Consider the following 15,939-nt stretch of genomic DNA (forward strand, 5'->3'; position numbering starts at 1 on the left):
CTTTTACTTTGTTTTATCCGTTACCTTTTTTATGGCCTTGTTACTTTCTCGGGCAACCGCTTCCTGGTAGATGTCAGCGTAAGTTTTTGAATCTTTGATGAGATCGTCGCAGAAAGCCGCTACGTCTCTTCCCGTTACTTCGAGCACGCCTTTCCCCAAAGCTGCGCCCTCTTCAAAAAGATCGACAATTCCCGAGAGTAAACCGGTCCCTTCGGTTAGCTCCACAGGGCCTACTTTAAAGAGATATTTTTGAATCTCCTTATACACAATCTGATAATCCCGCGGGAGCGCTTTGACTCGCGCCACGTGCGCCCGCCACTCTTTTTTGCCTTCGATGATATCTCGTATACTCATGTGATCCTCCTCCTATTTGCCTAATTTTTTGGCGACGTTGTGGTTGAGCTGCTCACGCCACTTGTCACGAAAAGATTTTGCCCCTTCTTCGCCGGCCAGCGCTGAACAGAAGCCTTGGATATCGTCACCCAAAACCTCTTGAACACTCTGGCCGTCCGCCGCAGTTTCTTCAAGCAGGCCTAGCACACCGTCAAGAATCGGCATAAGGTTGCGGCCGGTGAAGTCGGAATGCACCCATAGGTTGGCATTGATTTTTTTCCACGCCGCTTGATAATCAGCAGGCAGCTTTTGGGCCCGCGATTCAAAGGCTTTCATTTCTTTGGTCATGTCGCTGCCGGTAATTTTTTCCCAAAAATTCATTATTCCTTCTCCTTTAACTCGTTTATTTTGGATGATACAAACTCCCATTTTTCCCAGAACTTCCGCAGCTCTTCACGCCCCTCGTCGTTGATCGCGAAAAACTTTCGCGGTGGCCCCATGTCGGAAGGTTTCTTGGTGATCTCCACCAACTTGTTTTTTTCAAGCCGGATCAGAATGGTGTATACCGTTCCTTCCACTACATCTGTGAAGCCGAGGGCGTTCAGCTGCCGCGTAATTTCGTAGCCGTAGGTTTCTTGGCGGCTTATGATTTCAAGGACGCAGCCTTCAAGCACGCCTTTAAGCATTTCCGTTAAATTTTCCAACACAATCGCTCCTTGCTATTCTGTGTGACTGGTATGAAGTAATACTTACTACCGCTATAAATTAACACGTAGTAGCTGGTTTTGTCAACGGCGTTTCTCGTCGCACTATAAAAAATAGGCTTACATTTGATTTTCCATCACAAGCTGTGAAGCCTCTTATTGTCGGGTATTCTGGATGCTGAAACAACGCCCTGTATTCCAGGCATTGTTAAAAACAAAAAAAGCCGCAGTTATGCGGCTATTCTCTGTGTATGTTCTTGTCGTCTTACATTTTTTGAATCCAGACTACAAAAAACTACTTTGCAGCACTGTCCCTGGCGTCTCTGATTCTGACATTGGTACTGTACAATGCCGAATCGCTGGACACCTTAAACGACGGATATGCTCGGTCCGCTTCCAGCTTCAACACGTTGTCGAATAAGCTTTCCTGCTGCCTGTCGACCAGAAAAGTAAATTTTTCTACTGTAACCTTAATATCGGTGTCAAGCGGCTGCTCAAGAATCTCGATGGCCAGCACCCCGTTACACCCGCAGTCCTCGGTATCATAAAAAAGCTTAAAAAAACCGGGACGTCCTGCTAAGCTTTGCGCTAATTTTTCTTCCGTATAGGAATCCATTAATATATTCACATTTGACCTCCTGCTTGCACTGCTGTTCATGTTCTCGTCGTCTTACAATGTACCATGAGATGATGTGAATTTCTATGGCCGTCTGTTGTCAGAATAGACTTTGTGAGCATTTCTTTCTGATTGCGCAAATCCGTCACATGATGTATATTGTTTTTACATTGACATTACTGCAGGTCTAAAAAAGGAGGAGCCATGTCACCTCGTACCAAAGAACAGAATGACGCGATCCGGGAAATGCGGATGAACCAAATTATGCAGGCAGCGGCGGAAGTATATTTGGAGAAGGGTTTCCAATTGGAAATACGCGATGTTGCGGTTAAGGCTGAGCTCGGCTACGGAACCGTGTATCATTACTACAAAAATAAGCACATGCTTTTGGAAGATTTATTATGGGATGCCCTATATCGAACGGAGTCGGCAGTACAGCCCGTTTTGACCGGAGACGGCAGCAGTTTGCATAAAGCGGAATCGTTCTCGAGGCTGCTTCTGAAGGAATGCATTCAAGATCCCTCCGTATTTATATTGCTTAAGACGGTTGCGGATAATTTTCATCACTTCCCTGGTAACCGGTTTATCAAGCTGTCTGACCATTTTCAGGAGCGGATCTATATGCCGTTTGCGGAAATGATCCGTGAAGGAATCGGTTCCAAGTCATCGGAGAAGACAGCTAATCTGATATTTGGCTCGCTGGTTGGCTGTGCAGCATTGAACATCCACCACAATATGCGCAACGAGATGGATGTCGAAGGAATCATTGACGTGATTTTTTCAGGCATACAGGCAAAGGAGAGATAAACGGAATGATCACCCTGAAATCGAAAGCGGAAATTGAACAAATGAGAAAAGCCGGCCGAATTGTCGCTGCTTTTCATCAAGCCATCGCAGGAATGATCCGGCCGGGAGTCTCAACGCTCGACATTGAGTTGTTCGCTGTGCGGTTCCTGAAGGAGAATAACGCCAGGGCATATACGGTCGGCTACAACGGATATCCGTATGCGACTTGTGCGTCTGTCAACGACGTCATTGCGCACGGTTTTCCGAGCCCTAGGCCGCTCAAGGAAGGCGACATCGTCACCATCGATATTGTCGCGGAAGCGGATGGCTGGATCGGCGATTCAGCTTGGAGCTATGCAGTTGGCGAGGTATCGGAAGAAGCCCGTAATTTAATGCGGGTAACGAAGGAGTGCTTATACCTTGGTATCGAAAAAGCCGTCGTCGGAAACCGGATCGGCGATGTGATGCACGCGGTTCAAAGCCATGCGGAGCGCAACGGCTACTCGGTGGTGCGGGATCTGCTCGGTCACGGCGTGGGACGTGAGATGCACGAGGAACCTAATTATCCCCATGTCGGGAAGCCGGGCAAAGGGTTCCGCTTGAAAGAAGGAATGGTTATGACGATTGAGCCGATGATCAATGCCGGAAAAGCATTCATGACGGTTGACGCCGACGGATGGACTGCAAGAACCGCCGACGGCTCACTTTCTGCGCAGTACGAGCATACGATCGCCATCACTGCGGATGGACCGATCATATTGACCGAGCAAAAGAATTAGATTCAATCAAACCCTGCCAGCACATAGCCGGCAGGGTTTTCATCTTTCTTAATGATGCCCTTCCCCTTTTCATCGTAATTGTAAAACGCACCATCTCAGCAAGATGATCTCAAAGTTTTTTATAAATAGGGCTTTAACAATGTCTCAGTGGCATTCCATAACAGACTCTGCGTGTTGGAATCCCCGCCAGGATGTACTGGAGTGATCGCTTTCCCGGTACCGACATTAAAATACCCGCCAGTAACGCCCCGATACCTTGAATCCGTGACTAATTGAACGATGATCTCCGCACCTCTCCGCGGATCCCCAATTTTTAAAAATCGCAATGCTTTCTCGAGAACCGACGAAAACGCTAGCTCACGTCCCAGACCCGTTACGTTGAAACCGGGATTAAGCGCATTCACCGTGATGCTTGTTCCGTCCAACCGCCGCGACATTTCACCCGTAAACATGATATTCAACAGCTTCGTTTTTCCATAGATTTTGGAGGAACCCCATCGCGAAAACTCCGCGGTGTCCGTAAGGTCTTGGGGCAGCTTAAGTTCCCCGTGATGGCGGAAGGCTTCGGAAGCTACATTAATAATTCTTGCTTGCTCAGCATTCTTCAGCGAAGGAAGCAGCAAGTGCGTCAGCAGCCAAGGCGCTAAATAGTTGACCGCTACCATCTCCGGGTATCCATCCTTGGTAATACGTTGTTCGAAACCATGCAAGCCCGCATTGTTTACCAATACATCAATTTTAGGATAAGCCGAGCGTATTTCATTCCCAACCTGTCTAACTTGGTCCATGAGTGAAAGATCACCGAAAAAAAAGCCTACCTTTGCGTTGGGGGCATGCTGGCTAAGTATATCTCTCGTTATTTCCGCTGCCCTTTCGCTCCTCGCCGTTAATATGAGATGGGCGCCTTGCTTAGCCAGGCTAATGGCTGCCAATTGTCCTAAGCCTCTCGTTGCCCCTGTTATCGCAATAATGGGATCTGACATGATAGATTCCTCCCCGATTCCTTACTTGGATGCATTGAACTTGATGAGTGCGTATTTCTTTCATATAATTGATATATCTCAACTATATTTATTTGTTTGATATATGTCAACTATTTTGGAATCGATGGGAGTTTATTATGGACAACAACAATCACGAAACCGGGAGAGCGCAGCTGGAAATCTATCTTGGTCAGCAGTTGAATGCCCTGTTAAGCGCATCCCATGCCCTTCATGTAAAAACAGCGGCTGTATTTGATCCGAATTTGCAGCCCGCTGCGTTCCTGCTGGTTCGATGGCTTCTAGCCTACGGTCCGTCCAGCGCTACCTCATTGGCTGATTCCTTGGCTATGGACCGCAGCTCCGTAAGCAGACTCGTCGCCCAGCTCAAAAAAGCAGGTTATGTTCATAGTGAACCTGACCCCCATGATCGCCGCGGCGTCGTGCTGTCTGTAACTGATTTGGGACGCGACAAAGCCGTACTGGCCATGAATGAAAAAGGCGCTGAATTTTATGACCGCATTTCGGGCTGGGACGACTCCAGTCTGGAGGCTTTTATTCAGATGCTTAAGCGCTTTAATGGTTTGTAAAATAGAACGCTCAACAAAAAAATCACCGGCATGCGTGCCGGTGATTTTCAACCTCAGATGGTCCCCTTATACAGGCAATCATCCACTGATATACTCAACCATTTTCTTATGCAGTTCCAATTCAGAACATTGAAAGATTCCGTTAAAATCATGCGGATAACGGATCACTTTGTTTAATGTATCCATTCCATATTGCTCAACAACAAATTCGACGAACATATAGGAGAACTGGAATCCTTTCATCGTTTCAAAATCCCAAGTATCGTTATTTAACTCATCAAATGACGGGATCGCCAAATTGCGGATTGCATCTTCTGTCGAGCCTTTAATAAAGTCTTGAGTCATTTGTTTCGCTTCGTATCCGCCTATCCCCTGCCTGATCCATTTCGGAGCCGCTGGATTAATTTCATTGATTAACCACATGGTGAACAGATGGACCGTGCTTTTCAGGATGGATTGATACGTATGCTCAGGTCCTGGATTCAACGGTGATACGATTTTAAGAATATGTCCTTCATATGTGCCCATAAACCAATTGGGTGCATCGGCTTCGCCTACAGCTCGATGAAACGTTGGAAGATCCGGGTATATTTCAATCACTATCTTTTGTGATGGATGGTGGTTGTATTTTGTCGAGATACGCTCTACATTATTGCTGAGTTCAGCAAACAAATCTTGTTGAACCTTTTTCAAACGTTTGCTCGTGCTATCACTGCCACCCTTATCTACAAAGGAAATCAAATCTTGAATAGACATGATGGTAATTTCCCCCCATTCTTTCAATTCCTTTTTTAGTCTTTCCAGTGATCTGTACAATCTGTTCTTTACGGCACTCTCACGCATTCCAACGATTTTGGAGATTTCAGATAAGGTGCAATCCACAAAAAAACGTAGTGAAATTATTTCTTGGTCAACCTCATCTAATTCTTTTAGCGCAGCCCCAATATCCATCCGAAAATCAACAAATTTTGTAAACTCAAGGGAGATCGACTGTGACTCATACTCTGTAAAATCAAAAGGAGATTCTTTTTTTCGTGACAACCTCCGGTATTCGTTTTTGACCGTATTCTGAGCAATCTTAAATATCCACGTGAACAAATTAGAGCTGCCTTTAAAGCTCTGAATGTTTTCGACAGCTTTCAAAAATACCTGTTGAGTCAAGTCATCCGCAACCATCGGGTTTAATTTCAGCGAGAAATAGTTGCGGATTCTTTGACGATACTGCTCATACGCCCTTTCAAAGCTTGTGATGATCGCCTGTTCATCCGGATAAACAGGTTTTGTGTCGTGAGCTCCTGACATGATGAGAACCTCCTCTTGATTTACAATGAATTAGACACCAGAGGGAGCCAAAAAGCCACGTACATTACAAAAAAATATTATGTAATTACATCGCTATATCTTTTACAGCTTAAATCAGCTCTCAATAGTACATGATCTCTTTCCTATACAAAAGAAAATAGGCCACCGATGATATCGAAAGCCTATTTTCAGCACCATTCATTCTACATTATAGGAATGACATCGTCACCGAATCACCTATTCTTCCTCGAACAATTTCTCTCCACGATGGAGCCGCCATGCAATTTTCGCTGTATGAGGCAGCTCACGGGAAGTAGGAGCATGCGCTGCCAAATAACGGGTAGCTGCAAGGATCAGCGTTTCGCACGCCTTCTCAGCAAACGGCCCAGACCCGGATGCCCAACGGTCATATTCCGCTACGGCTGCCTCGTACATCTGGAAGGAGTGGAATTCCGCATCCTCTCGCAGCAGTGCATGACCCAGGACGTTGAATAATGGCTCCGGCTTACCGCCGCTGTGCAGGTAACGGATCACCCATGCCGCAGCCGGCGCCACTTGCTGCTGCTTATTGAGAATCTCCAACAGTTCCAAGGGCTGCGGCACTTCTTCGCTCGCGCTAACTTCACTTAATCTCGGGGCAGCCGGGATATTCAAAAACCGGTCGAGGTAAATGGTAACCGCCGTATGAAAAATCCCCCGAACCAGCCCTGGATCGGCGGAACGAATCAAGCCTTCATGAACCGCGTGAGCATGCGTGAACGTGTGCAGTACCGAAATCCAGTCTCCGAAATCGTTATGGATATGGAAGCGGACGATCCGTTCAGCCGCAGCCAATGCGGCAATTTGTGATATACGCACCGGAGAGGCGCCACCGAGCAAAGCCTCCTTTAACAAGCGAATCGTCCGAAGCGGATCGTCTCCGAGCAGCGCTTGAAGCAGTTCCTCCTCGCCAATGCCGGGGCCCCCTTTTCCAGATGAAATTCCCTTACTGGATAACTCCTCGAACGCTTCCTTCAACGGCTGAACCAAATTGACTGGAGATTGCCAGCTATGAAGCTCCTCACTGCGCGATGCGTTCCCAAACATCGGAACGAGCGAAGCGAGGACATCCGCACGCTGTTCGTGTCCGACATACTTCAAGCTCTCAAAAGCTTTATTGTGGAAATCCAGTGTGTGGCCTCCATTAATATAAAAATGGTCCGTTGCCGCCATGCTCATCATGGAGAATAACCGGCTCTCATCCGCCCCCGCCTGAACGGCGGTCAGAAGCACCCGTTCCGCGCCGCGCGTATCCCGAACCTCGATGCACTCGCAGTACCACTCTGTTAACCGTTCAATGGAGACGTCTGTATTCGGAAGCGGATCGAGCAAGAAGCGCGTTCCGCTTCCGGCTGAATCGCGCGCCGTGTGCAGCAATCCTTGAAACAACGCAAGGATCTGGCCTTGCTTATCCAGCTTAGGCAGAATGTTGGTCATCGCAGTCAGAATCGTTAATCCGGAGCCCCACCCTTCCCTGCGCTGTTTGGCTCCAAATTCGATCCCGACCGCTGCGATTTCCTTCCCCGGAACGCCCGCCTCCATTAATCCGACGATGGCCTTCGCGATGACAAGACCGATATTTTGCTCAAGTCCGCTTAGAAGCCGATCCTTATACAGTTGTACTTGATTGCCGTTTCGGGAACTTGGATTGACCCAAATCAATCCGTCATGAACGGTAAGATCATGTACAGGAACATCGTCCGCCCAAGGGTCGAGCGTTCCCCCGCTGCATACATCAAACCTTGCATGATGCCAGTGGCATGTCAAAATTCCATTGCACAAACTGCCCATATGGAGAGGAAAACCGAGGTGTGGACATCGGTTATCGAGCGCATGCACTTGATCTTCGTGATAAAAAACGACGATGCCCCCTTTGATCAACTTCGGCCCTTGATTTCGAAGCTCTTCTATCGAACCCACCTGAATCCAACCATTCATGAAAACGCCTCCATTTTTGAATTCATTTGCTTTCGTTGTATACAGATTATATGATTCCGAACACTTATTAAACATTTTTATTTAAAAAGTTGATAAAATTTTTACTATGTTGATTTCAGATAACCTACATGCTCTTGTCCTCTGATGCTGCTCTCTTAGCCTGCAATCTCAGAACAAAAAAACCAGTTTCACAGCGTGAACTGTGAACTGGTCTTTCTTCATACCCTGATCTTAAAAAGCAATTTATCGTTCTCTGGCTCACTTAAAACTTTGCAGTACCAGGGATGTTCTTTTCGGTTTATTCCTACCCTTTCAAGACGGCAGGTGTTTGCTTCAACGACTGATCCGCCAAAATGGCCAGACGCTCCACCGAGTCGTCCTTCAGGTCAGGGGTAAATACGCTCAGGAACTGACAGGAGCTGTCCTGGACAGGGAAAAGATATGTCGACAATTAGATGCTTTCCTTAGCTCATGATTAAAAGTTTTAAATCTTTTTCAAAACAAGGGGTCCCATCTCTTTCAGCGTAGCACGTCCCCACTGCTCGATGAGCTTGCAATAGCTTTCGGCGTCATACATCTGCGCCGCCACGTCAGCGATCGTCATGGTCCAATATATTTTGGGGAGAGGCTGCGCATCCAATGGCCTTCGAATCCCCTTCGTGCTTCCGGGTCCTTTGGCCATATCTTGGCGAATCAACTCCGTAGCGTAGCCTTCCTCCAAATGCTTCTGTAATGCGGATTGGACCCAAGCGTACATCTCATCGCTATAACCTTGGTGTTGAACCATGTAGGAGGCAACGGTGAGAAAGTGAACCCGTCCATAGCTGGGATCGTTGAATTCAAGTGCCAAAAATTCGTTGAAAATCGATTCGCAGGTGATCCCCTGAGGCAGAACGGCGTTGCATAAAACACAAGTATTCGGCATGTATTTTTCTCCTCATCCACTCGCATTAATAACCCCTAAATGTTAAGCGTCTTTCTAATCCTTATTTTTTCAAATCATATTATTAGATGCCGCTGACTTCTTCTTTCTCCGTAATGATAAACCTTCACCTTGCGAGAGAGTCAATAGCTAATGCGTGTAGACAGCTCAAAAATAGATGCTCCTTTTTCGGCGGCATTCATTTTCTGAAGTGTTAAAATTGTGCAAAGCCTCAAGCAAGATGAAAAAAGCGTTTAGGAGGAGTAGCATGATATCGGCTGACTTGAAACATACGTATGATCAAGTGCTAATCGAAAAAAATCCTGGCTGCTGGACCATGCGAGGAACAATTCCAATGAGGAGGTGCCTTTATGATCACACGTGGGAAATCGGGTAAATGGTCCGTATTGTTTGTCGTCACGCTGGTGTCCTTTATCACGAATCTGGATGCGACGATTGTGGTCAATGGTCTCCCACCACTCATGGAGGATTTGCATCTTTCGCTGGAACTTGGAATGTGGACGCTTACCTCGTTCTACATCACAAGTACTGTATTTTTGCTTCCTTCCGGCCGTTGGTCAGACATGTTTGGAACGAAACGGATTTTTCTATGGGGATTTGCTTTATTCACTGTAGCTACCGCTCTTTGTGGTATGGCAGGTTCCGGTACGATGTTGATCCTCGCTCGTCTGCTGCAAGGAGCAGGGGCCGCTATGGCGATGGCAGCATCCACCCCGATTCTGATGCGGACCTTTCCTCCCCAAGAACTTGGAAGAGCCCTTGGCATCAACAACATCGCATGGGTGACCGGTTCTCTTCTCGGCCCTGTTGTCGGAGGGGCACTCATCGGCGGGTTCGGCTGGCGCTCTATGTTCTACGTTATCGTTCCGCTCGGAATCTTGGGCTTGATCGCCGGATTTTTTATTTTAAGAGAATCTGCCGAATTGCAAAAAGCCAGGACGGACTGGCCAGGCTTACTTACCTATGGGACAGGATTAACCGCTTTTCTCATTGTCTTGTCCGAAGCGCAATCCTGGGGTTGGGCAACGATTATAACGCTTGGGCTGCTCGCGCTTGGAATTCTCCTTTGGACCGCATTCGTTTTCATTGAGAAAAAAGTCCGACACCCTTTGTTTGATCTGGGTCTCCTCGGCTATCGGGATTATACAATTGGGCTTGGAATCACGGCGAGCTATTGCATCGGTTATTTTGCTGTTTCCATTTTATTGACACTGTATTTGCAAGGTGCTCAACACCTCAGCCCCTTGGAAGCAGGGCTCATGCTGATCCCTTTATCCGTACCCCAACTGTTCACGGCTCCATTAGGAGGCAAACTTGCGGACCGTTTCGGCCCGGCAAGAATGATATTGCTTGGTTCGTTTCTAATCGGTCTTTCCATCCTATTACTCGGACAGCTCGGCCCCGAGATGTCGAGAGCAGCTGTCATCATTCCGCTTATGATTATATCTGCAGCAACCGGGCTCTCCTGGCCATCGCTTGCGAAAGCTGTGCTGTCAGCGGCTCCACAAAATCAAGCCGGACCTGCATCAGGAGTGTTCTGGACCGTTTACAATATGTGCCGTGCGATCAGCCAAGCGCTTGTTCTCGTCATCATTCAATGGGTGGCGGAGTCTGATGTTGCTTCTCATTTGTTGTCGGGGGCCCAGAATCATGACATGATTTCATCAAGGGATGCCTTTATTCATGCGACGAATGTTGGTTTTCGGTTGTTCGCAGCCTTTCTTGCACTCGCCATCCTGCTGGGACTGTTTTTACTGGGCACGCAAAGAAAACGGCAAGGGACTCGCCCGATTAAAAATTCGGAAAAGATAGAGTTTGAATGATCGCAAATACAAGGAAATACAAAAAGAAAAGAACCGGATCCCTAGGAGAATCCGGTTCTTGTAATCGTAAACAAAGCCCACCAATTAGCCCTATAACAACATATAGAAACACCCATTATTCTTTAGGTTTTACGGCTCGTGTTGCAATAAAGCTGTTCGTATAGCGGTCCAAGAGCTTTTCCCCTCCGAAGGTATCTGCGTAAAACCCGGCAATGACAAAACCGGCATCGATTTGACCCTGCAATTGCTGCTCCAACGTGTGGCCGAATTCAAGTGGTATTCCATTCTTTGCAATCTCTTCTCTAGTTTTATACAAGTTATGCAAGAAATTATGTATAATCACATGGGGCGATATCACTGAAACGGAGGTGGTTGTGACAACGAAAAGAGTCATTGGAGTCATCATTGTTATTGCAATAGCGTTTATATTCTTTGATTATATTCATAAGTCTGATCCAGAAAAGTCCCTAGATTTCTACCTTAGAAGTCTGAAACAATTACATATCGAAGAAGCTTATCAATGTATTGTTTTTGAAAATGGATTTGCTGAGCCATTCGAAAGTTATAAACGAAATGCGATTTCAAACCAAATTGTGAGCTACTCCATTAAAAAGTTCTTTGTTTTAGGAAAAGACAGTTACGTTGCCTTAGTTGCATTAACCGGGCAAAATAAACCAAACCCCAGAGATATTACTTTCACGCTGAAAAAGTTTAATGGCAAATGGAAGATACTCTTCCCCTCCTACAAAAGTCCAAATATTCTCTACTAAGCCGTCTCCATTTTGACGATCCGGACATTTGAATACCCTCCTATACACTAAAAAGTCATAAACACAATGATGTGATTATGACTTTTTGGTTCTCTTCAGCTGGCTGTTTGCTCCCAAAATGGAGCCAAATTGACGGATAAAACCTCAACAACCTCTTCAAACATCGTTTCCACTGAGTGATCTTGAGGGTTCCGGCTCCACAGCAAAACCGTTCCGAACATGCCCCAACTGATAACGAGTGCTGCAGCTTCTAATTTTTCTGGCGAAAAGCCCTGTATATCCATTTCATTGACCCGTTTAAGCAGGAGTCGATGAAGATCCTGATGTATCACATTTTCAAGCATCGCTTCAAACGGTTTGTCTCCCGGCGTACTACATTGTTGAAACCGCAAAAGAAACTCGAATAGGGTTTGAAGAAGGGTTCGCAAATTGTTCGCATTGCATCTTGTTTCTTCCGGGAGTCTATCCCTTAGTGCCATTTGGAATTTATCCTTCATCCAATATTCAAGAAAGTCATATTTGTCCTGAAAATGCGCATAAAATGTTGTTCGATTTACAGCTGCTTGTTTCGTGATATCTTGCACAGATATGGAATAGAGGTTTTTCTTTTTCTCAACCAAATCGTTAAATGCCTGCACGAACAATTGACGGGTCCTTATAACACGCGGATCTTCGGGATTTACAGACATGTGTACCCCCTCTTTCTCTTGAACTCAAATAACAGACAAAAGGACAACTATGTTGGGAACAGGACAAAAACAGCGATTTGCAGGTTGTTCGCACGGGCTCATTCCTTTTAACTAAACTTATACGATTATGATTGCACATGCAAAATCGTATGGCAAGAAACGCTTAATCTGATTTGCAGACGAAAGGATGAGTTAGAAATGATTGTCGTTACTGGAGCGAATGGAAAATTGGGCCGTAAGGTCGTAGAGGAACTTCTGAAGCGTCTTCCTGCCGGGGATGTTGGTGTCAGTGTCCGGGATGTGGACAAGGTTCGTGATCTACAAGAACGCGGAGTCCGTGTTCGGCAAGGAAATTTCGATGATTCCGAAAGTCTTCTTTACGCTTTTGAGGAAGCATCTCAAGTTCTCATGATCTCGTCCCACTCCCTTGGAGAAGCTGCTGTTCGTCAGCATCAAACCGCAATCGACGCGGCAAAGAAGGCTGGAGTTGGTCGATTGCTGTATACAAGCCAAATGTTTTCATCGGCAACATCACACTTTTCTCCCATGAACGTTCATGCTGCTACAGAAGAGATGTTACAATCTTCAGGAATGGCATTCACGTCGCTCCGAAACGGATTTTATGCCGCATCAGCGATCATGTGGATGGGTGATGCCTTGGAAACAGGCGAATTGATTGCTCCCGAAGATGGTCCAGTCGCCTGGACCACCCATTCCGACCTGGCTGAAGCCGCAGCGGTCATCCTGACAGAGCAGAGATATGACGGTATCACTCCTCCCCTTACGGCTTCTGAAGCGATGGACATGAGTGGAATCGCATCGATAGCTTCCAAGGCTTTGGATCGACCCATTCGGCGAATTGTCGTGTCGGATGATGAATATCGGATCCACTTGGTGTCCCGGGGACTGCCGAAAGCGATGGTCGACATGCTTACGGGGATGTTTCAGGCAAGTCGACTCGGAGATTTTTCGCAAACCAATCCCGCATTGGAACATCTGATTGGCAGATCACCAGTAAATTTTTCGGATTTTTTAAAAGACAGTTTAATTAACGCTTAAATGATAAACCTCGGATAAGGGCTGTCCGCTTTGGATGGCCTGATCCGTTCTTGATCTTTTAATTTTCCTTTGCTCCATTTTTTTGTCAACAATAGACAATCGCCGACATGTAGTAAAACCTCCTTCTTGTATATAGTATAATGACAAAGAGGTGACAGTATGATGTCACCATTTATAAATCAACGATCTAAAAGAAGGAGTACAAATGGAAAAGGTTGAGAGATTAATATCGATCATCATGATCCTGCTGAAAAAGGATGTCGTTTCAACCACAGAATTCGCACAATTGTTCAACGTTACCAAAAGAACGATTCTGCGTGATATGGAAACATTGAGTGTATCCAACATCCCCATCTATTCGGTCAACGGAGTTCATGGCGGCTACGGTATTATGGACGAGTATAAGGTTGATAAACGCCTTTTAAGCAGCACCGATTTGGAGAATATTTTAACGGCACTCAGTGGATTGGAACAAATTCTGATCAGCGAAGAAGTGGATGTGACTATAAAAAAAATAGAGGCCATGGTTAGCCCGTTGGCTCCCAAAAGTTCAGTTCAACTGTCTTTTTATGATTGGGAGGGCAGGTCTGAAATTCGTCAAACCTTGAAGAAGTGTGAGGAAGCAATATTAGCAAGAAGGTTGATTTCATTTGAGTATATTGATAAAAACGGCATGATCACGGACAGAATGGTCGAGCCGTATCAGCTTCATTTTAGCGAAACGAGTTGGTATTTGAAAGGATTCTGTCTGCATCGCATGAGGTATAGAACGTTTAAATTATCCCGGATCGACCATCTTCAAGTGGATGAAAAAACGTTTAACCCTAGAGATTATTCCTTAGATCAAGAATATGAGCCAAGTTACCAACCGGAACTGGTCGCTGTAAGAGCGTTGATTTCGCCCAGCGTAAAGGATCAATTCATTGAACGGTATGGCCGTAAAAGTATTGAAAATTATAGTTCTGACTTATTCTTGGCAACCATCCACGTTCCTCAAAGCCACATCGGATTTCAATTTTTAGCAAGCTTCGGCACAAACCTAAAAGTCGTGGAGCCCCCATCGTATGCTGAACAATTTCGAAATTATTTACTTGAAATGGTGAATCAATATTCCTAAATGGCTGCCAAAAGGAGACGAAACGCGTCAGCAGCTCAATCGGATGAGCCGGCATGCCAAGCCTTTAGCATCTCTTGTGCTTTTTGCGGATCGACCATGAGCAGAGTCCGATACTCCAGCATCCAGTTAAGAGTGACCAGCATATGGTCATATTCTTCCTTCTTGCCTTCGATCTCCTTTTTCTTGCCACGAATCCAATCGATAATCTGCTGGTTCGTGTGCGTGTTGGCGTCGTGGTCCTGCAGCACTTCCTTCAGTTCAGCCAGTGAACAGCCGATGGACTGGAACTTCTTGATGAGCTTCAACCGCTCGACAGCCTCATCCGAATAGTTGCGGTAATTGTTGCTTTCTCGGCGGACATGCCGATCATCCAGTAAGCCTTCCTTTTCATAATAGCGGATCGTATGAATCGTTAATCCCATCTTATCCGCCAGTTCCTGAATTTTGATCGTCTTTTCTCCTTTGGACCGCTTGCCCTAGAGTTCACTTCATAGTTTATGCTTAACATGATCAAGCAGTCAACTCATGAAGGAGGATTTCAAGATGCATGTTTTTGTTACAGGAGCAACAGGCTATGTCGGTTCCGCGGTTGTCAAAGAACTGATCGGTGCGGGACATACCGTATCGGGTCTTTGCCGCTCTGAAGAGAAAGCCGCGGGATTAAAGGCAGCGGGAGCCGAACCGCTGTACGGCACGCTGGACGATCTCGATACGCTAAGCAGCGCCGCCGCGGCTGCGGACGGCGTGATTCATCTGGCGTTCACCAACGATTTTTCCGACTTTGAAGGTGCGCTGGCTCTGGATTTGCGGGCCGTAGAAGTCATGGGAGCGGCGCTCGAAGGCTCCGGGAAGCCGTTCATTACTACAGCACACGCCAATGGACATGCCGTGGATCAAGCCGTGCTCGCGATGGCGAAGCGGGGTATTCGGGCATCGATCGTCTCGCTTGCACCGTCCGTACACGGCGAAGGCGATAAGGGCTTTGTCCCGATGATGATCAGCATCGCCCGGTCGAAGGGCTTCGCCGCCTACATCGGTGATGGAACGAACCGATGGCCGGCGGTTCACCGCCTGGATGCTGCAGTTCTGTACCGTCTGGCGCTGGAATCCGCCCCGGCGGGCTCACGGCTGCTTGGCGCCGGCGATGAAGGCATTCCGCTCCGCGAGATCGCCGAGGTCATCGGACGGCAATTGAACGTGCCGGCGGTCAGCATCACATCTGAAGAAGCTGCCGCCCATTTCGGTTTTCTCGGTGCCATTGCCGCCCTTGACATTACAAGCTTGTATAATACTGCACAAGCGAGTCAGGCAACACGGGAGCTTCTGGGCTGGAAACCGATGCAGCCCGGACTCATCGCCGATCTCAAGGAAGGGCATTATTTTGCATAAAATAGGAGGGTGTCCCAAGCCTTAATTGGCTAGGGACACCCTTTTTATTTGCAGTAAAGGGTATCGTTATTCGCTTGGTATG

At 46.8% G+C, this 15,939-nt stretch carries 20 protein-coding genes; 8 read left to right on the forward strand and 12 right to left on the reverse strand.

What is annotated here, in order from left to right; genetic code table 11:
- Nucleotides 1-3 precede the first annotated feature (3 nt).
- The 4 genes from BCV73_RS14045 to BCV73_RS14060 form a co-directional block, all read right to left on the reverse strand.
- Nucleotides 4-354, reverse strand: coding sequence for a DUF1048 domain-containing protein (locus BCV73_RS14045; RefSeq protein ID WP_089547590.1), 351 nt, complete (start codon nucleotides 352-354; stop codon nucleotides 4-6).
- 12 nt (nucleotides 355-366) lie between these two features.
- Nucleotides 367-714 (reverse strand): DUF1048 domain-containing protein, encoded by a 348-nt coding sequence (locus BCV73_RS14050; RefSeq protein ID WP_089547591.1) that lies wholly within the window; start codon nucleotides 712-714, stop codon nucleotides 367-369.
- On the reverse strand, nucleotides 714-1,019 hold the full coding sequence (locus BCV73_RS14055; protein ID WP_275541929.1) for a PadR family transcriptional regulator: 306 nt from the start codon (nucleotides 1,017-1,019) through the stop codon (nucleotides 714-716). Before BCV73_RS14055 ends, BCV73_RS14050 begins: the two co-directional genes overlap by 1 nt.
- A gap of 313 nt (nucleotides 1,020-1,332) precedes the next feature.
- Nucleotides 1,333-1,665 carry an iron-sulfur cluster biosynthesis family protein gene (locus BCV73_RS14060; protein WP_256992856.1) on the reverse strand — a complete coding sequence of 111 codons (333 nt, stop codon included), beginning with the start codon at nucleotides 1,663-1,665 and terminating at the stop codon, nucleotides 1,333-1,335.
- A gap of 192 nt (nucleotides 1,666-1,857) precedes the next feature.
- Between BCV73_RS14060 and BCV73_RS14065 the strand changes: the two genes are divergently transcribed.
- Nucleotides 1,858-2,460, forward strand: a complete 603-nt coding sequence (locus BCV73_RS14065) for a TetR/AcrR family transcriptional regulator (protein WP_089547594.1) — start codon at nucleotides 1,858-1,860, stop codon at nucleotides 2,458-2,460.
- A 5-nt stretch (nucleotides 2,461-2,465) separates the two neighbouring features.
- Nucleotides 2,466-3,218 carry a type I methionyl aminopeptidase gene (gene map / locus BCV73_RS14070; RefSeq protein ID WP_089547595.1) on the forward strand — a complete coding sequence of 251 codons (753 nt, stop codon included), beginning with the start codon at nucleotides 2,466-2,468 and terminating at the stop codon, nucleotides 3,216-3,218.
- Between the two features lie 119 nt (nucleotides 3,219-3,337).
- Here map and BCV73_RS14075 read toward each other — a convergent pair whose 3' ends face one another.
- Entirely contained in the window at nucleotides 3,338-4,204 is an 867-nt protein-coding gene (locus tag BCV73_RS14075) for an SDR family NAD(P)-dependent oxidoreductase (RefSeq protein WP_481855837.1), read from the reverse strand.
- Nucleotides 4,205-4,338: 134 nt separating this feature from the next.
- On the opposite strand from BCV73_RS14075, the gene BCV73_RS14080 reads away from it, so the two are divergent.
- Complete coding sequence (locus BCV73_RS14080; protein WP_089547597.1) at nucleotides 4,339-4,788, forward strand: MarR family winged helix-turn-helix transcriptional regulator; 450 nt, start codon at nucleotides 4,339-4,341, stop codon at nucleotides 4,786-4,788.
- A gap of 78 nt (nucleotides 4,789-4,866) precedes the next feature.
- Here the strand turns inward: BCV73_RS14080 and BCV73_RS14085 are convergent, their stop codons facing one another.
- The 4 genes from BCV73_RS14085 to BCV73_RS14095 all read right to left on the reverse strand — a co-directional run bounded on the left by BCV73_RS14085 (nucleotide 4,867) and on the right by BCV73_RS14095 (nucleotide 8,992).
- Nucleotides 4,867-6,090, reverse strand: coding sequence for an RNA polymerase sigma factor (locus BCV73_RS14085; RefSeq protein ID WP_089547598.1), 1,224 nt, complete (start codon nucleotides 6,088-6,090; stop codon nucleotides 4,867-4,869).
- 237 nt (nucleotides 6,091-6,327) lie between these two features.
- Complete coding sequence (locus BCV73_RS14090) at nucleotides 6,328-8,067, reverse strand: Rieske (2Fe-2S) protein (protein WP_089547599.1); 1,740 nt, start codon at nucleotides 8,065-8,067, stop codon at nucleotides 6,328-6,330.
- 304 nt (nucleotides 8,068-8,371) lie between these two features.
- The gene (locus tag BCV73_RS35055; RefSeq protein ID WP_179231998.1) at nucleotides 8,372-8,518 is read right to left on the reverse strand and encodes a hypothetical protein; all 147 of its coding nucleotides are present in this window, start codon (nucleotides 8,516-8,518) and stop codon (nucleotides 8,372-8,374) included.
- Between the two features lie 33 nt (nucleotides 8,519-8,551).
- Entirely contained in the window at nucleotides 8,552-8,992 is a 441-nt protein-coding gene (locus tag BCV73_RS14095) for a DUF5946 family protein (RefSeq protein ID WP_089547600.1), read from the reverse strand.
- A gap of 368 nt (nucleotides 8,993-9,360) precedes the next feature.
- Between BCV73_RS14095 and BCV73_RS14100 the strand changes: the two genes are divergently transcribed.
- Nucleotides 9,361-10,833 carry an MFS transporter gene (locus BCV73_RS14100; protein ID WP_089547601.1) on the forward strand — a complete coding sequence of 491 codons (1,473 nt, stop codon included), beginning with the start codon at nucleotides 9,361-9,363 and terminating at the stop codon, nucleotides 10,831-10,833.
- A gap of 115 nt (nucleotides 10,834-10,948) precedes the next feature.
- Here the strand turns inward: BCV73_RS14100 and BCV73_RS35435 are convergent, their stop codons facing one another.
- Nucleotides 10,949-11,089: a hypothetical protein gene (locus tag BCV73_RS35435; protein ID WP_256992857.1), complete on the reverse strand. Its 141-nt coding sequence runs from the start codon at nucleotides 11,087-11,089 to the stop codon at nucleotides 10,949-10,951.
- Nucleotide 11,090: 1 nt separating this feature from the next.
- Between BCV73_RS35435 and BCV73_RS14110 the strand changes: the two genes are divergently transcribed.
- A complete protein-coding gene (locus BCV73_RS14110; RefSeq protein WP_218828239.1) occupies nucleotides 11,091-11,603 on the forward strand; it encodes a hypothetical protein in 513 nt (170 codons plus the stop codon).
- Between the two features lie 95 nt (nucleotides 11,604-11,698).
- Here BCV73_RS14110 and BCV73_RS14115 read toward each other — a convergent pair whose 3' ends face one another.
- Nucleotides 11,699-12,292, reverse strand: coding sequence for a TetR family transcriptional regulator (locus BCV73_RS14115; protein WP_089547603.1), 594 nt, complete (start codon nucleotides 12,290-12,292; stop codon nucleotides 11,699-11,701).
- A 198-nt stretch (nucleotides 12,293-12,490) separates the two neighbouring features.
- Here BCV73_RS14115 and BCV73_RS14120 point away from each other — a divergent pair, with 198 nt between their 5' ends.
- Both BCV73_RS14120 and BCV73_RS14125 read left to right on the forward strand, forming a co-directional pair.
- On the forward strand, nucleotides 12,491-13,351 hold the full coding sequence (locus tag BCV73_RS14120; protein ID WP_089547604.1) for an SDR family oxidoreductase: 861 nt from the start codon (nucleotides 12,491-12,493) through the stop codon (nucleotides 13,349-13,351).
- 205 nt (nucleotides 13,352-13,556) lie between these two features.
- Nucleotides 13,557-14,468: a helix-turn-helix transcriptional regulator gene (locus tag BCV73_RS14125; RefSeq protein ID WP_089547605.1), complete on the forward strand. Its 912-nt coding sequence runs from the start codon at nucleotides 13,557-13,559 to the stop codon at nucleotides 14,466-14,468.
- 35 nt (nucleotides 14,469-14,503) lie between these two features.
- On the opposite strand, the gene BCV73_RS14130 is transcribed toward BCV73_RS14125, so the two are convergent.
- Nucleotides 14,504-14,917 carry a MerR family transcriptional regulator gene (locus BCV73_RS14130; protein WP_089547606.1) on the reverse strand — a complete coding sequence of 138 codons (414 nt, stop codon included), beginning with the start codon at nucleotides 14,915-14,917 and terminating at the stop codon, nucleotides 14,504-14,506.
- Between the two features lie 94 nt (nucleotides 14,918-15,011).
- Here BCV73_RS14130 and BCV73_RS14135 point away from each other — a divergent pair, with 94 nt between their 5' ends.
- The gene (locus tag BCV73_RS14135) at nucleotides 15,012-15,857 is read left to right on the forward strand and encodes an SDR family oxidoreductase (protein WP_089547607.1); all 846 of its coding nucleotides are present in this window, start codon (nucleotides 15,012-15,014) and stop codon (nucleotides 15,855-15,857) included.
- The last annotated feature ends 82 nt before the right edge of the window (nucleotides 15,858-15,939 follow it).

It is taken from the genome of Paenibacillus sp. SSG-1 (assembly GCF_002224835.1).
In the GTDB taxonomy this organism is placed as follows: Bacteria; Bacillota; Bacilli; order Paenibacillales; family Paenibacillaceae; genus Paenibacillus_AQ; species Paenibacillus_AQ favisporus.

What these genes read in the sequence shown, in the direction of transcription:
- BCV73_RS14045 (WP_089547590.1), bottom strand. Translation starts at nt 354, where the DNA reads ATGAGTATACGAGATATCATCGAAGGCAAAAAAGAGTGGCGGGCGCAC.
- BCV73_RS14050 (WP_089547591.1), bottom strand. Translation starts at nt 714, where the DNA reads ATGAATTTTTGGGAAAAAATTACCGGCAGCGACATGACCAAAGAAATG.
- BCV73_RS14055 (WP_275541929.1), bottom strand. Translation starts at nt 1,019, where the DNA reads ATGCTTAAAGGCGTGCTTGAAGGCTGCGTCCTTGAAATCATAAGCCGC.
- BCV73_RS14065 (WP_089547594.1), top strand. Translation starts at nt 1,858, where the DNA reads ATGTCACCTCGTACCAAAGAACAGAATGACGCGATCCGGGAAATGCGG.
- map (WP_089547595.1), top strand. Translation starts at nt 2,466, where the DNA reads ATGATCACCCTGAAATCGAAAGCGGAAATTGAACAAATGAGAAAAGCC.
- BCV73_RS14080 (WP_089547597.1), top strand. Translation starts at nt 4,339, where the DNA reads ATGGACAACAACAATCACGAAACCGGGAGAGCGCAGCTGGAAATCTAT.
- BCV73_RS14085 (WP_089547598.1), bottom strand. Translation starts at nt 6,090, where the DNA reads ATGTCAGGAGCTCACGACACAAAACCTGTTTATCCGGATGAACAGGCG.
- BCV73_RS14090 (WP_089547599.1), bottom strand. Translation starts at nt 8,067, where the DNA reads ATGAATGGTTGGATTCAGGTGGGTTCGATAGAAGAGCTTCGAAATCAA.
- BCV73_RS14095 (WP_089547600.1), bottom strand. Translation starts at nt 8,992, where the DNA reads ATGCCGAATACTTGTGTTTTATGCAACGCCGTTCTGCCTCAGGGGATC.
- BCV73_RS14100 (WP_089547601.1), top strand. Translation starts at nt 9,361, where the DNA reads ATGATCACACGTGGGAAATCGGGTAAATGGTCCGTATTGTTTGTCGTC.
- BCV73_RS14115 (WP_089547603.1), bottom strand. Translation starts at nt 12,292, where the DNA reads ATGTCTGTAAATCCCGAAGATCCGCGTGTTATAAGGACCCGTCAATTG.
- BCV73_RS14120 (WP_089547604.1), top strand. Translation starts at nt 12,491, where the DNA reads ATGATTGTCGTTACTGGAGCGAATGGAAAATTGGGCCGTAAGGTCGTA.
- BCV73_RS14125 (WP_089547605.1), top strand. Translation starts at nt 13,557, where the DNA reads ATGGAAAAGGTTGAGAGATTAATATCGATCATCATGATCCTGCTGAAA.
- BCV73_RS14135 (WP_089547607.1), top strand. Translation starts at nt 15,012, where the DNA reads ATGCATGTTTTTGTTACAGGAGCAACAGGCTATGTCGGTTCCGCGGTT.